The 14,885-nt window shown below is 72.7% G+C and carries 6 protein-coding genes, 1 tRNA gene and 2 pseudogenes; 7 read left to right on the top strand and 2 right to left on the bottom strand.

What is annotated here, in order from left to right:
• Positions 1-217: 217 nt before the first annotated feature.
• From ACFYRX_RS31290 to ACFYRX_RS31275, 4 genes are all read left to right on the top strand, one after another.
• Positions 218-4,027, top strand: a complete 3,810-nt coding sequence (locus ACFYRX_RS31290; RefSeq protein WP_389106833.1) for a helix-turn-helix domain-containing protein — start codon at positions 218-220, stop codon at positions 4,025-4,027.
• A gap of 110 nt (positions 4,028-4,137) precedes the next feature.
• Positions 4,138-5,574, top strand: coding sequence for a polysaccharide deacetylase family protein (locus ACFYRX_RS31285; RefSeq protein WP_389106830.1), 1,437 nt, complete (start codon positions 4,138-4,140; stop codon positions 5,572-5,574).
• Positions 5,575-5,843: 269 nt separating this feature from the next.
• Entirely contained in the window at positions 5,844-7,133 is a 1,290-nt protein-coding gene (locus ACFYRX_RS31280; protein ID WP_389106828.1) for a hypothetical protein, read from the top strand.
• Between the two features lie 164 nt (positions 7,134-7,297).
• Positions 7,298-11,038: a hypothetical protein gene (locus tag ACFYRX_RS31275; RefSeq protein ID WP_389106826.1), complete on the top strand. Its 3,741-nt coding sequence runs from the start codon at positions 7,298-7,300 to the stop codon at positions 11,036-11,038.
• A 15-nt stretch (positions 11,039-11,053) separates the two neighbouring features.
• Here ACFYRX_RS31275 and ACFYRX_RS31270 read toward each other — a convergent pair whose 3' ends face one another.
• Complete coding sequence (locus tag ACFYRX_RS31270; RefSeq protein ID WP_389106823.1) at positions 11,054-12,541, bottom strand: aldehyde dehydrogenase; 1,488 nt, start codon at positions 12,539-12,541, stop codon at positions 11,054-11,056.
• A gap of 145 nt (positions 12,542-12,686) precedes the next feature.
• On the opposite strand from ACFYRX_RS31270, the gene ACFYRX_RS31265 reads away from it, so the two are divergent.
• Positions 12,687-13,550 (top strand): helix-turn-helix transcriptional regulator, encoded by an 864-nt coding sequence (locus ACFYRX_RS31265; RefSeq protein WP_389106821.1) that lies wholly within the window; start codon positions 12,687-12,689, stop codon positions 13,548-13,550.
• 353 nt (positions 13,551-13,903) lie between these two features.
• Positions 13,904-13,979, top strand: a tRNA-Arg gene (locus tag ACFYRX_RS31260).
• A gap of 197 nt (positions 13,980-14,176) precedes the next feature.
• On the opposite strand, the pseudogene ACFYRX_RS31255 reads toward ACFYRX_RS31260, so the two are convergent.
• Positions 14,177-14,413, bottom strand: a pseudogene (locus ACFYRX_RS31255) (alpha/beta fold hydrolase); the annotation flags it as partial.
• A gap of 203 nt (positions 14,414-14,616) precedes the next feature.
• On the opposite strand from ACFYRX_RS31255, the pseudogene ACFYRX_RS31250 reads away from it, so the two are divergent.
• Positions 14,617-14,885 (top strand): annotated as a pseudogene (locus ACFYRX_RS31250) (hypothetical protein); the annotation flags it as partial.

Raw genomic sequence — 14,885 nt, 5'->3', positions numbered from 1 at the left:
CCCGGGGCCCCCCTGTCCCACCCCCCCGCAAACCCCACCCCCGCCACCGACCACACCGCTACCCGCCGGGGGCGCTCCCCCCGGCTTCGCGGGCCCCCCCACCCGGGGTGGGGGCCACCTCGATGTCCGACAAATGGGCTGGAATTGCCTCGGAAAGCAGGAGAAACGTACGTTGGGCGTCCGTTCGATGGTCGGTGAGGTTCGAGAGGTACGCCCGGTGGGACGACGTGAGAAGCCGGTGGACCCCGAGGCCGGACCCGTGCAGCGGCTGGCCCACGACCTGCGCCTGCTGCGCGAGAAGGCCGGGAAACCGCCGTACCGGGAGATGGCCGAGAAGGCGGGCTACTCCACGACCGCGCTCTCCCAGGCTGCCGCCGGCGACCAGTTGCCCTCGCTCCCGCTGGTGCGGGCGTACGCGCAGGCGCTCGGCGCCGACCCGAAGGAGTGGGAGGAGCGCTGGCGGGAGGCGGACGCGGAAGTCCGGACACCGTCCGCCGAGGAACGGGCGCCCTACCGGGGTCTGGCCCGTTTCGAGCCGGGGGACAGCGACCTGTTCTTCGGCCGGGACAAGCAGGTCGGCGAGCTGCTGGGGCTGGTCCGCGCGCACCGGTTCGCGGCCGTGTTCGGCGCCTCCGGCAGCGGCAAGTCGTCCCTGCTGCGGGCAGGCCTGATCCCGGCGCTGGGACAGAGCGAAGGCGGCGACCGCCCGGCGGTGATCCGTGTCCTCACACCCGGCGAACGCCCCGCCCACACGCACGAGAGCGCGCTCACCGCGCGGGACGGCGAGCTGGACACCTGGGTGATCGTCGACCAGTTCGAGGAGGTGTTCACCCTCTGCCACGACCGCGAGGAACGCGACCGCTTCCTGGACCTGCTGCTGCGCGCCCGCGACCGGGCCGGCCGACTGCGCGTGGCCATCGCCGTACGCGGTGACTTCTACGGCCACTGCGCCGCCCACCAGGGTCTGGCCGAGGCGGTCAGCGGCGCGAACCTGCTGGTCGGGCCGATGAGCCGGGACGAGCTGCGGGAAGCGATCACCGGTCCCGCGAGCGCCGCCGGCCTGAACGTGGAGCGGGTGCTGACCGCCCGCGTCATCGACGAGGTCGCCGAGCAGCCCGGCGCCCTGCCGATGCTCTCGCACGCCCTCCTTGAGACCTGGCGCCGGCGCCGCGGCCGTACCCTCACGCTGGCCGCGTACGAGGAGACGGGCGGAGTGCGCGGAGCGATCGCCACCAGCGCCGAACAGGTCTACGGCGACCTCACCCCGGAGCAGGCCCGCAGCGCCCGCCGCATCCTGCTGCGGCTCATCGCACCCGGCGACGGCGCCGCCGACACCCGCCGCCCGGCGTCCCGGTCCGAGCTGGAGCCCGGCGCGGGGGACGTCCTGGAACGCCTCGCCGCCGCCCGCCTGGTCACCCTCGACGGCGACACCGTCGAACTCGCCCACGAGGTCCTGATCACCGGCTGGCCCCGGCTGGCCGGCTGGATCGAGGAGAACCGCGAGCGGCTGCGCGCCCATCGGCACCTCGGGGAGTCGGCCCGCGCCTGGGAGGAACTGGACCGGGACGCGGGCGCGCTGTACCGGGGCACCCGGCTGGCCCAGGCAGAGGAGTTCTTCGGCGGGGGGCCCGGGCCCGGACCGCAGTCCCCCCGCGGCCCGTGGTCCCGGTCCTCGCTGCGGTCCGGGTCCCGGCGGCAACCGCAGCAAGAACCTCCGTCGCGGCCGCACCCCCACGACGACCTGGCCCCGCCGGAACGCGCCTTCCTCGTCGCCTCCCGGGGTGCGCGCGACGCCGAGCAGGTGGCCGGGGTGCAAGCCGCCCGGCGTACCCGGAACCTCACCGTGGGACTCGCCGCGTTTCTGGTGCTGGCGCTGGCCGCGGGGCTGCTGGCCTGGCAGCGGAACCAGGTGAGTGAGGAGGAGGCGGCGAAGGCGGCCGCCCGGCGCCTGGCCACCGTGTCCGAGAGCCTGCGGTCCACGGACCCCCGTACGGCCGCGCTGCTCTCCGTCGCCGCGTGGCGCCTGGCCCCACTGACGGAGTCCCGCTCGGCCCTGCTGGAGTCCCTGGCCCGGCCGGAACGGGACGCCTACACCGATCCGCGGACCGGTGACAACGCCCGCCGTTTCCTCACCGGCCAGGGCCGCACCCTCGTCACCGTCACCGGCGAGGAGGTCACCGTGCGGAACGTGGCCGACCACCGGGTCACCGCCACCTACCGCCTGCCCGGCGGCACGGAGGCCTCGGAGACGGGCCCCGACGCCCGCTTCCTCGTCATCACCGGCGAGGGCGGCGACACCCTGTGGAACCTCACCGCCGGACAGTCCGCCGCCGACCTGGCCGAGACGGCCTACTGGGCGGCGGCGGACGACGGCAGCGCCTACGTCACCGGCCCCCTGGACGGGCCGGGCCCGGTACGGGTGCGCCGCACCGGCGACGGCAAGGTCCTGTTCGGCAGGAGCGTGCCGGACGCCCTGACCGACGTCACGGTCGGTCCAGGGGGCCGGCTCCTCGCCCTGTGCCCGGCGTCGGGCGCACCGCAGGTGTGGGACACCGTCCACGACAGTCAGCTCCCGGGTGCCTGGCAGAAGGCGGACGGCACGGTGTGCGGCACCGGCTCGGGAGCGGACGGCGGCTCCCGGCTGCTGCGGCTGAGTGCGGACGGCCGGCGGCTGGCCGCCGTGCACGGCACCACGGCCACCGTCTGGGACGTCTCCTCCGGACGTACCGTCGCCGACTTCACCAGCGGCGATGCCACCGGCTTCAGCGACGCCGCGCTCTCCCCGGACGGGAAGTTCCTGGCCACGGCCGACGGCCAGGAGGTCGCCGTATGGCAGATGGCGGACGGCGGCGGGCTGGTCTTCCGGACCCCGACGGCCGGGGCCGAGGTGCGGGAGCTGGCCTGGGACCCGGACAGCGGCAGCAGGACCCTGCGCTATCTCGACGGCGCCACCGTCCACACGGACAGCCTGAGCGACCGTCTGAACGCGCCCTGGCGGAGCACCCCGACGGACGCGACCGCGCTCAGCCCGGACGGCACGGCCCTGGCCACCGTCACTCGTTCCGGCAGGTCCTACCGTCTCGACCTGCGCGCCACGCGCGGCGGGGCGGTCCTCGCGCACGCCACGCTCGGTCCGCTGCCCGGCGACGACAGGGTCCCGCAGCCGGCCTTCAGCCCGGACGGCAAGGCGCTCGCCGTCGCCGACACGGTGTCCGCGCACGGCTCGCTGCGGCAGCGCTTCACCGTCTGGGACGTCGGCGCCCACCGGGTCCGTACGTCGTTCGAGACGTCCGGCGCGGCCGACCGTGCCGTCTCCGGGCTCGCCCTCGGTCCCGGCGGCCGGACCCTGCTGGCCGTGCGCGACACGAACGGCGGCGGCACGGTCGAGCTGTGGGACACCGCGACCCACCGCCGCACCGCCGGCCCGAAGGGCGCCCTGTATCCGGGCACGCTCGCCCTGCGGCCCGACGGCGGACTGCTCGCCGACTCCTCCGACCAGTACGTGAAGCTGCCCTCCGGCCGGGTCACCGGGCGCTCCCTGGCCGACGGCCGGCAGATCACCGCGCTGGCCTTCAGCCCCGACGGCACCCGGCTCGCCGTCGGCGACAGCACCGGGCACGTCACCCTGTGGGACGGCGAGCCGCGCACCCGCCTGGGCATCCTGACCGGCACCTCCGACACCGCCGCCCAGGGCGACGCCGAGGCGGTGAACGCGCTCGCCTTCTCCGTCGGCGGCGCCACTCTCGCCGTCGGCGGCCGGTCCGGCACTCTGCGGCTGTGGGACACCGCCGGGCAGCAGCAGCTCGGCACCGACCTGCCGACCGCGGGCGACGAGATCGACGCCCTCGCCTTCGGCGACGACGACTCGGTCCTCTACGCGAGCGGCCCGAACGTGCTGCTCCAACAGCACCCGGTGGCCCCGGCCCACGTCGTCCGCGTCCTGTGCGAGCGGTTCGGCGGCGGCCTCACCGAGGCGCAGTGGCGGACCTATGTGTCCGACGCGCCGTACCGGCGGGTGTGTCCCTGAGGTTTTTCCCTGAGGTTTTTGTTCAGGGTGACGTCGAGGGTCGCTGACAAACGCCCCTGACCTGCACGATCGGGTTTCGGAAAGCCCCTTCGACCTCAGGTTCTGGTCCCATGCGCACTCATCGTCTGCTCCCCTCCCTCCTGCTGCTCGGCTCGCTCGCGATGACGACGGCCTGCTCGTCCGGATCCTCGGTGACGGCGAGCGGGACCGCCGCCGCACGGCCCGGAGCGTCCACCACCGCCTCCCCGGCACGGACCGTCGACCCCGCGAAGATCAAGGGTCTGCAGATCGTCAGCGACAACAGCGAGTCCACCTCCTGCGCCTGGGCGACCAGCTACCCGGACGTGCCCGGCGCGACCGCGATGGCGGACGCCATGAAGAAGGACGTCCAGGAGCGCCTGGCGATCTTCCGCGAGTCGTGCGACAACGGCTCCGCGGACTTCGGCGGCGAGCTCAACATCAGCCACCAGTTCCTGGTCGCCTCCGGGGACGTCCTCGGCGTCCGGCTCACCACCCTCGGCGGCGCCGGGGCGGGCAGCGGACTGGGCCGGCGCACCTACTGGTACGACGGCAGGGCGGGCGTGTCCCGCACCGCGCTGGACCTCGTCGACAGCGGCTCCCAAGACGCCTTCCTCGCCGCGTTGAAGAGCGGGCTGGAGGGACGTGAAGGCACCGACCCGGACACGCTGGCCCAGGCGTTCGACGACCGGTCGGCCCTGGCCGGCGAGCTCGTCGACATGGCCTTCACCGCCGACGGCGGACTGCGGGTGACCTTCAATCCCGGCGCGGTCGGTGCCGGGGCCGCCGGTTCCTACGTCGTGACCCTGCCCAGGGCCACGGTCACGCCCTGGCTGTCCGCCTTCGGCAAGCGCGCCCAGGAGCAGAGCGTCAGCCCGTCCGGCTCGCTCGACCTCGGCGCGACCGCCACGCCCACGCCCGCGGTACCCACCCACACCGCCTCCGGCGACGACGACACCGACTGCGAGCAGGTCAAGTGCGTGGCCCTGACCTTCGACGACGGCCCGTCGGCCGCGTACACCGGGACCCTGCTGACGTATCTCGCCCAGTACGACGCGCGGGCCACCTTCTTCACGGTCGGCCAGAACGTCGTCGCCCACCCCGAGCTGGTGCGCGCCGAGGCCCGCGCGGGCAGCGAGGTCGGCAACCACTCCTGGAGCCACCCCGACCTCACCAAGCTCACCGCCGAGGAGGTCGCCTACCAGCTGAACCGCACCAGCGCCGCGATCAAGGCCGCCACGGGGCAGGCCCCCACCCTGTTCCGCCCGCCCTACGGCGCGGTCGACAGCACCGTCCGCCACGCCACCCGGCTCTCCCCCGTGCTGTGGACCCTGGACACCGAGGACTGGAAGTACCCGGACGCCTCGAAGGTCGCCCAGTCGGTCATCTCCAAGGTGAAGCGCAACGACGTCGTCCTCATGCACGACATCCACCCCACGTCGGTGGCCGCAGTGCCGCAGATCCTGCGCACCCTCTCCGCCCAGGGCTACCACTTCGTCACGGTCAGCCACCTGCGCGCCACGATGTGACCGCGGTCCCGGCTCAACCGGTCCCGTGACGTCCTTGCAGGTCACCGAGTTGTTGCCGCCCCCGGGAGGGGGATTGAGCAACAACGTCGGGCACCCCAGGATCAGAAGTGTTCCGCTCCACCCGGCGGTCCGGCGGCCCAGAGCGCCGGCCGCGGCAGGGGCGGTTCCTCGGGCGGCACCCGCACACATCGCCGCGTCCCGATCCGGACACAGCCTCCAGAAGGAGCTCATTCGTGCTGACCTGGTTCACCGGGCGTCCGCTACAACGGGTGCCGATACGCACACTGATCATCACGGTGCTCGTCACCGCCCTGGCCGCCACCCTCCTCGACGCCTCCATCGGCAGTCGCGTGTCCGACGCGGCCAGGAGGACGTCCACCTCGGTCACGCAGCTCTGCGAGGGGACGGTCGACGCGGTCGAGGCCGCCTACGGCTCGCAGGCACGGCCGGTGGCGAACGGGCCCGTCGTCGAGAGCGCGGCCTTCGACACCGGTTCCTCCACGGGCACGGTCTCCGCCACCTCGTACGAGCTCACCACGCACCAGGTGGCGATCCTGGCGGCCAAGAAGAAGGAGGCCGTCACCGACTGCACGGGCAAGCTGCACAAGGTGACAGAGGCCAAGTGGTCCTACCTGTCGGCGCGGGCGGTGGAGATCGCCGCTGACGCGGTCATCACCATCCTCGGCTCCACGCTGATCTGCTCGCTCACCGGTCCGGTCGGCTGCAAGTGGGGCGTGCGGTTCGCGTCCTTCGTCGGCGGTTTCGTCGGCGCGCTGGCCTTCCAGTACCTGACCGACGGCTACCTCAACTGGAAGAGCGTCGGCGGCGCCTTCTTCGACGCGACCGTCTCCATGCTGACGTTCTCCGGCCTCGACAAGCTGGACGAGTCCTACGTCGGCAAGGGCGTCCGCGCCACCCTGAAGAGCGCCGGACAGGCCCTGAAGTCCGTCGGCGCCCGCATCGGCAGCGTGGGCCCGAACATGGTCGGCAGTGTCCAGAGCGCGCTGAACTACGTCATGGGCCACAACTTCGGCGCCTTCCCGATCGCCTACAGCGGCGGCGGTTCGATCGAGCCGGTCATCGCCGAGAAGCGCGGCCAGCCGATCGCCGGCGGGGTGCAGTTCCGCATCCCCTCCCACGCCTCCGGCAGTGACGTGCACGACGACCTGTACTCGGGCAACTACAACAGCCCGTACTACAACTGGGACGTCGCCGAGACCCCGCACATCAACCACGACGGCGCCATCGGCTACCTGATCGGCCAGGGCAGCAAGTGCCTGACCAACACCAGCTACAACGTCGCTCTCACCCCGTGCAACTACAACGACTCCCGCCAGGTGTGGTACGCCGACGGCGACGAGCTCATGGCCTCGAACGGCAAGTGCCTGGCCGAGGACGGCACCCACCAGCAGCGGTGGGCGGTCTCCTGTGACGGGCTCACCTACGCCGCCACCGGCAACAAGGACGACCAGTTCCTGATCACCCCGCCCGGAGGCACCTACATCCCGGACACGGTCTTCAACTGGAAGAGCCACATCTCGGTGTACGAGCACGCGTAAACCCCAGCGGTACCGTGCCCGGCCCGGTGACCAACGTCACCGGGCCGGGCATTGTCGTCTCCTCGCCCGGTCGGTCATATTCGTGACCACAGTGTTTTTGAGGGGTTTTCCTGGGAGTTCCATTGGGTCGTCCAGAACGTCCGGTCGATCCAGGCGCCGGTCCGGTGCAGCTGTTCGCCCATGAACTGCGCCTGCTGCGGCAAGGCGCGGGCAGTCCTTCCTACCGCGCGATGGCCCGCCGTACCGGCCTGTCGGTGTCCGCGCTCTCGCGTGCCGCCGCGGGTGAGCGGCTGCCCTCGGCCGCGGTGGTCCGCGCCTACGTGGAGGCGTGCGACGCGGACCCCGAGGTGTGGGAACAGCGCCGCGGCGCGGCCGCCGAGGAGGCCGCCGAAGCACAGGAAGCGCCTCCCCGCGAGCCCGACGGTGACGCCGCCTCGCCGTACCGCGGACTCGCCCGCTTCCAGCCCGGCGACCGCAAACTGTTCTTCGGGCGGGAGCGGCTCGTCGCCGAGCTGCTCGGCCTCGTGTGCGAGCAGCGCTTCGCGGCCGTGTTCGGCGCCTCCGGCAGCGGCAAGTCGTCCCTGCTGCGGGCGGGGCTGATCCCCGCCGTCCAGGAAGCCGCCGGGGAGCGCGGCCGCCCCGCGGTCGTCCGCATCCTCACACCGGGCGAGCGGCCCGCCGCCACCTACGGCCACCTGCTGACGCCCGGGGACGGCGACCCCGACAGCTGGCTGATCGTCGACCAGTTCGAGGAGGTCTTCACGATCTGCCGGGACCGCGCCGAACGCACCCGGTTCATCGACCTGCTGCTGTCGGCGAGGAAACCGGAGTCCCGGCTGCACGTGGTCATCGCCATGCGCGCCGACTTCTACGGCCGGTGCGCCGACCACCCCGGGCTCGCCGACGCGCTGCGCCACGGCGGGCTGCTCATCGGGCCGATGTCCGCGACCGAGCTGCGGGAGACGGTCACCGGGCCCGCCGCCGTCGCCGGGCTCGTCGTCGAACGCGAGCTGACCGCCCGGATCGTCGAGGAGGTCGTCGACCGGCCCGGCGCGCTGCCCATGCTCTCGCACGCCCTGCTGGAGACCTGGCGCCGCCGCCGCGGCCGTATCCTCACCCTCGCCGCGTACGAGGCGGCGGGCGGCGTCCAGGGCGCGATCGCCGCCACCGCCGAGCACGCGTACGGAGCGTTGTCGCCCGGCCGGGCCGACATCGCGCAGAAGCTGCTGCTCCGGTTGATCACACCCGGCGAGGGCGTGCCCGACACCCGCCGCTCGGTCACGCGCGCGGAACTGGACGACTGGGGCGATCCCGAACTCCCCGCGGTCGTCGAGCGGTTGGCCGCCGCGCGGCTGCTCGCCCTCGACGGCGACACGGTGGAACTGGGCCACGAGGCGCTCATCAGCAGCTGGCCGCGGCTCGGCGGATGGATCGAGGAGAACCGGGGACGCCTGGTCGCGCGTCGCCGCCTCGGCGAGGACGTACGGGCGTGGCTGGATCTGGGACGCGACGGCGGGATGCTTTACCGCGGGGTGCGGCTGGAGCGGGCGGTGGAGCTGTTCGGGACGCCCGAGAACGGATGGCGTCCCTTCCTCACCGCTCCCGAACGCGCGTTCCTCACCGCCGCCCTGCGGGCCCGCGACGACGAGCGGCACGCGGTGAGCCGTACCCGGCGAAGAACCCGGCGCCTGGTCACCGCCTCCGCCGCGCTGCTCGCGGTCGCGCTGGTGATCGGGCTGGTCGCCTGGCAGCAGTACGGCACCGAGCAGCGGGACGACCGGGCGGCGGCCGCCCAGCGGGTCGCCGAGGTGGCCGACAGCATGCGCACCACCGATCCCCGCACCGCCATGCTGCTGGGCCTGGCCGCCTGGCGGATCGCCGCGCTCCCCGAGAGCCGGGCGGCACTGCTCGCCGCGCCGACTCAGCCCGAGCGCGACTCGTTCACGGATCCCGGGCCGGGCGGCGGCAGTACCGAACGGTTCCTCGTCCGCTCGGGACAGGTCCTGCTGAGCGTCAGCGGCCGCACCTGGCACACCTGGAACACCGTCACCCACCGGGCGATCGCCTCCGGCCGGCTGCCCCTCGACGGCCTGAGCATCGACGCGGCGAGCCCCGACGGGAAGGTCCTGGCCCTCGAGGACGACCAGGGCCTACGGCTGTGGGACCTGGCCTCCGGCCGGTGGACCGGGGGCGCGACGGTCGACGCAAGGGCGAAGATCGCCACCTTCGACGCCGCCGCGGACGACTACCTGCTCAGCTCGATCGACGAACCACGCGTCGAGCTGCACGCCGTCTCGGACGGCCGCCCGCTGTTCCGGGCGACTGCGGGAGCCGAGACGAACATGGCCACCACGGCGGACGGCCGCCTGGTCGCCGTGTGCCCCACACTCGGCGCCGTCCAGATCCACGACACGTCCAACGGCCGTACGCTGTCCGGCGGTTGGACGAAGAACCCGGGGGCGGGCAGCTGTGGCGACGACACCTCCCGGCTGGTGTTCGACTCCGCCGGACACCGGCTCGCGGTGGTCTCCGGCGCGGACGTGCGGGTGTGGGACATCGCGTCCGGCCATGAGATCGGCGAGCTCGACGCGCCGGACTCCGAGTCCGTCGCGTTCAGCGCGGACGGCGCCTTCCTCGCCGCCGCCGGCCCGGCACAGCTCACCGTCTGGCGCCTGTCCGCACCCGACGCGCCCGTCTTCCGGCACTCCCTCGACGGCCGCCGCATACGGGGCGACCTCGCCTGGGACCCGCGCGGAACCGCACTGCGCTACCTCGAAGGGGGCACGGTCCACACCCTTGACCTGGGCCCGGCCGTCACCGCCGCCTGGCGGCACACGGCACTGGTCGACACCCTGCTCAGCCCCGACGGCCGTACGCTCGCCACCGCCGAACAGCGGCCCGACGGCTACGCCTTCCGGCTCCTGGACCCCGCCACCGGCCGTACCCTGCGCACCCTCCCCACCGCCGCGTTCCCCGTGCCCGCCGACCGCGGGGGGCCGGTGACCGCCGACGACGTCCAGCCGGTGATGGCGTTCGGCCCGGACGGCACGACCCTCGCCTACGGCGTCTCCGCGCTGGGCCGCGGCACCTCGGCACAGCCGCTGACGCTGTGGGACGTCCGCCGCGCCCGCATACGCACGACGTTGGACCTCGGGGCCCCCTCCTCATCGTCCGCCGCCGTCGAGGGCCTCGCCCTGGGCCCCGGCGGACGCCTCCTCGTGGCCGTCCGCGACAACTCCGCCGGCACGACGGACGCCGAGGTGTGGGACACGCAGCGCCACCGCAGAACCGCCGACCTCGGAGACCTCAACACCACGGCCCTCGCCCTGCGCCCCGACGGCCGACTGCTCGTCGGCGGCGACCGGGTGGCGGCCCCGCCCTCCGGCCGCGGCACGTCCCGGACCCTGGGGCTCGGGCAGGAGACGGAGGCGGTGGCGTTCAGTGCGGACGGCTCCCGGGTGGCGGTCGGTGACGCGTCCGGCCGGGTCGCCCTGTGGGACGGGAGTCTCGGCCACCGGCTCGGTGTCCTGCCCAACACCTTCCCGGACCCCGTCGGAGGCGGCGCCCCGGAAGCCGTGGCCGCGCTCGCCTTCAGCCCCGACGGCGCCACCCTCGCCGTGTCGGGAGACTCCGGCGCCCTGCAGCTCTGGGACACCGCGAATCGGCAGCCCCTCGGCGGCGACCTCACCACCCCCGGCGAGGCCATCACCTCCCTCGCCTTCACGAAGGACGGCACCTCGCTCTACGCCACCAGCCTCCACGCCCCCGTCCAGCGCTACCGGGTGACCCCGTCGTACGCCGCCACCTGGATCTGCGCCCACACGAACACGACGCTGACGGCGGCCGAGTGGCACACGTACATCCCGGACGCGCCGTACCGGGACGTGTGCCCGGACAACGGCTGACGGCGCTCCGGCGCGCTAGAGCGTGACGACCGGCTCGCCGTCGAGGAAGATCGCGTGCGTGTTGTAGAACGCGTCGAGGCCTTCGGGGCCGAGTTCGCGGCCGTAGCCCGACTGCTTGACGCCGCCGAACGGCACTCCGAGGTCGATGGTGATGCCGTTGTTGATCGACACCGTGCCGCTGTGGATCTTGCGGGCGACCTCGAGGGCGTGCTGGTCGTCGGTGCTGAAGACGGCGGCGTTGAGCCCGAACTCGGTGTCGTTGGCCAGCCGGATCGCCTCGTCCTCGTCGCCGTCGGGGTAGGTGAGCACCGCGGTCACGGGGCCGAAGATCTCCTCCTGTGCGACCCGGGAGTCGGGCCTCACGTCGGTGATGATGGTCGGCAGGACGTAGTAGCCCTTGTCGAAGCCGGGCGCGCGGCCACCGCCGACGGCGAAGGTCGCGCCTTCCTGGCGGGCCGTCTCGAAGAAGCCGAGGACCTTGTCGTAGTGCGCCTTGTTGATCATGGGGCCGACCGTCGCGTCCGGGTCGGTCGGATCGCCGACCGTGACACGCGCGAACGAGGCGGCAAGGGCCCCGACGATCTCGTCCTTGCGGCTCTCGGGAACGATCAGCCGGCTCGGGTTGGTGCACACCGCGCCGTTGTTGTTGCACACGTTGATCGTGAGTGTGTGGACGAGCCGGTCGAGGTCGGCGTCCGGCAGGATCACCGCCGGGGACTTGCCGCCGAGTTCGAGCGTGACCTGCTTGAGGGTGGGCGCCGCGGCCGCGGCGATCGCGCGCCCGACGCCCGTCGATCCGGTGAACGTCACCTTGTCCACGCCCGGGTGACTGACGAGTTCCTGGCTCTGCTCGGGACCGGCGGTCAGGACGTTGATCACGCCGGCCGGCAGACCGACCTTCAGTGCGGCGTCCGCGACGTAGCCGGCGCTCAGCGGTGAGAAGTCGGACGGCTTCATGATGATCGTGCAGCCGGCCAGGAGCGCCGGCGGAAGCTTGAACGCGGCGAGACCGAGCGGCGCGTTCCACGGCACGATCGCGGCCACGACACCGACGGGCCGCTTCTCGATCCGCGCGGTGACACCGCTCAGGCCGGTGCGGACCTCGTGGAGCTCGGTCGAGTCGGCGAGGCTCGCGTAGTAGCGCAGCATGCCGGCGAAGGCCAGCGGGTTTCCGCGGGCGGCACCGAGGACCAGCCCCGTCTCGGCCGTCACCACCTCGGCGATGGCGTCCGTGTGCCGCTCGAGCTCGTCGGCGAGCGCGAGCAGGTAATCGGCCCGCTCCTTCACGGACAGCCGGGGCCAGGGCCCCTCGTCGAACGCGGTCCGCGCGGCCCGCACCGCGGCATCCACGTCGGCACTCGACGCCAGCGCGACCCTGCCGAACGGCTCCTCCGTCGCCGGGTTGACCAGCGACTGCGAACGACCGCCCGCGCTCGGACGCCACTCGTTGCCGATGAACAGGTCCCGCTCGACGACGGGGGCCGACTGATCCTGAAGCGTCATGGAGGACTCCTCTTCCTCTCCGCGCGTCCCGTGTGGAAGGCGCGACTCCGACGTTCGTGCACCGACGAGCCGCGAGGAAGGTCCGCTGTTACCTGGGTCCGGCAGGGCCAGGCAGGGCTGCCGGCGGCGGCGTACCGTCGACGGGGTGGAGACGACCATCGGTGAGTTCCTGCGCACCCGACGCGAGCGCATCACGCCCGAACAGGCAGGACTGCCGCCCACTCTCACGCGGCGGCGGGTGCCGGGACTGCGACGCGAGGAGGTCGCCCTGCTCGCCGGCGTCAGCCCCGACTACTACCAACGCCTGGAGCAGGGCCGGACCGCGCAGGTCTCCGACCAGGTACTCGACGCCGTCGCCCAGGCGCTCTCCCTCTCGGACGTGGAGAGCGAGCACCTGCGCAACCTGGCCCGCCCGCATCGCCCCGACCCCCGGGCGAGCACCCCACCACGGCCATCGAGAGCAGTACCCGACGAACCCCTGGTCCGGCTCCTGGAAGCCATGGGGGACGCGCCCGCGTTGCTGCTCGACGCCCGCCTCGACATCATGGCGGCCAACGCCGCGGCCGAGGCCGTGTTCGAGGTCAGCGGCATGCCGCAGCCCCGCAACGCGGCCCGCCAGCTGTTCCTGTACCCCGAGGCCCGCGCCCGGTACGCGAACTGGGAGGCGATGGCCGCGGAGACCGTCGCCCAACTGCGCCTGCTGACCGGCCGCCGGCCCGACGACGCCAAGCTGGCGGCACTGGTCGGCGAGCTGGCCATCCGCAGCGAACCCTTCCAACGGCTGTGGGCGACCGGCGACGTACGCGAGAAACGGCTGGGCGTCGTCCGCATCGTGCACCCGCTCGTCGGCACGCTCGAGTTCGACTACCACATGCTGACCGTGCCGGCCCGCCCCGACCGCTCCCTGATCACCTACCTGCCCCAGCCCGGCTCACCGACGGCCGAAGCCCTCAGGATGCTCCTGAGCTGGGTCGCCGACCGACCCTCCTCCCCGGCCGCAACCGCCTGAGCGTCAGCAGGGCCTGGTTCGACGCGGTCCTGTGAGGCCAGGCCTCGAGAGACAGGGCAAGGCACCGCCCACAGCCGGCACAGGGAACAGGGAACAGGGAACAGAAGGGATCTGCCGCCAATCAGTCGGCGCAGACCAAGGCACTCCTGCCCGGTCCCTGCCCATCCGCGCCTTATACCGATGCCGCTCGCCGGCACACATCCGCTAGGCTGTCCCTGGTCGGCCATTCGTGCGCCGCGTTGTCTGCTCAAGCAAAACTGCGGAGAACGTCGCACCATGTCTGACCAGCGGGCTTGTAATCCTCGCCGAAGATCCACTTCCTGGATTTTCTCCAAGGCTTCCCACAAGCCCCGGCCTTCGTAGCTCAGGGGATAGAGCACCGCTCTCCTAAAGCGGGTGTCGCAGGTTCGAATCCTGCCGGGGGCACCAGGCAAAAGGCCCCGGACCGATCATGGTCCGGGGCCTTTGACATCCACTTCTGACATCAACGAGGGCGATCACTCACGACCGGTCACTCGACCGGGCCGCCTCTTGAGCAGCCGATCCATGTGGCTGATGGCCTCCCGGTCTCAAGCAGATGATGCTGCAGGCTAGTTGGTGCAGGTTGAGGTGGATGTCCGCGCGTACGGATGACGCCCGCTCGCGCCGTGCCCGCGCTGGTCGACCGCGACGACCCGGTACCGGGCAATCAGCCGCGAGGCCACCACCTCCCACTCACCCGCATGACCGGCCAAGCTGTACAGCAGCACGACCGGCTCCCCCGGCCCGCCCCGGTCCCGGCAGACCAGCCGAACCCCGTCGCGCACCACCACACGCTCGGACCACACCACGACCGCCCCCAGGAATCGTCTCGCCCCGATCATGCCCCGACAGCCACGAGCCGCGCTCAAGGCCGCTTTTCTCGAATGCGCGTCGCCATGAAACACCGGCCACGTCCGCGGCGACGGTGCCCTGCGACCGCAGCGGGGCGACTGCCACTGTCAGACCCACGTGGCAGCATCACCGAAGTGGACGCCCTGAGGCGTCCTCAACTCACCTCCGTCGCAAACGAAGAGGAGCATTCCCCTTGCGACTGCATCGCGTAGCGCCCGGCATCGCCGCGGGCATCCTTGCCCCGGCCCTCCTGCTCGCCACCCCGTCCTTCGCCGCTACGGCCGCACCGACCGCGGTGACGGGACCCGGGGTGTCCTCGTCCGCGGACGAGCCGGACGCCGACGACCTGAGGGTGGCCATAGCCCGGATCCTCGCCGACCCGGACAGCGGCCGGCGCGTGACACGAGAAGCCAACGCCCTCCTGGACGCCAACGACCCCGAGGCGATGCGCGCCTGGCTGGA

Source organism: Streptomyces sp. NPDC005374 (assembly GCF_042872225.1).
GTDB lineage: Bacteria > Actinomycetota > Actinomycetes > Streptomycetales > Streptomycetaceae > Streptomyces.
The sequence above is the reverse complement of the archived record's forward strand: the minus strand, read 5'-3'. Positions and strand labels throughout refer to the sequence as shown.

Coding starts and splice junctions, on each gene's coding strand:
- ACFYRX_RS31285 (WP_389106830.1), top strand. CDS start 4,138: ATGCGCACTCATCGTCTGCTCCCCTCCCTCCTGCTGCTCGGCTCGCTC.
- ACFYRX_RS31270 (WP_389106823.1), bottom strand. CDS start 12,541: ATGACGCTTCAGGATCAGTCGGCCCCCGTCGTCGAGCGGGACCTGTTC.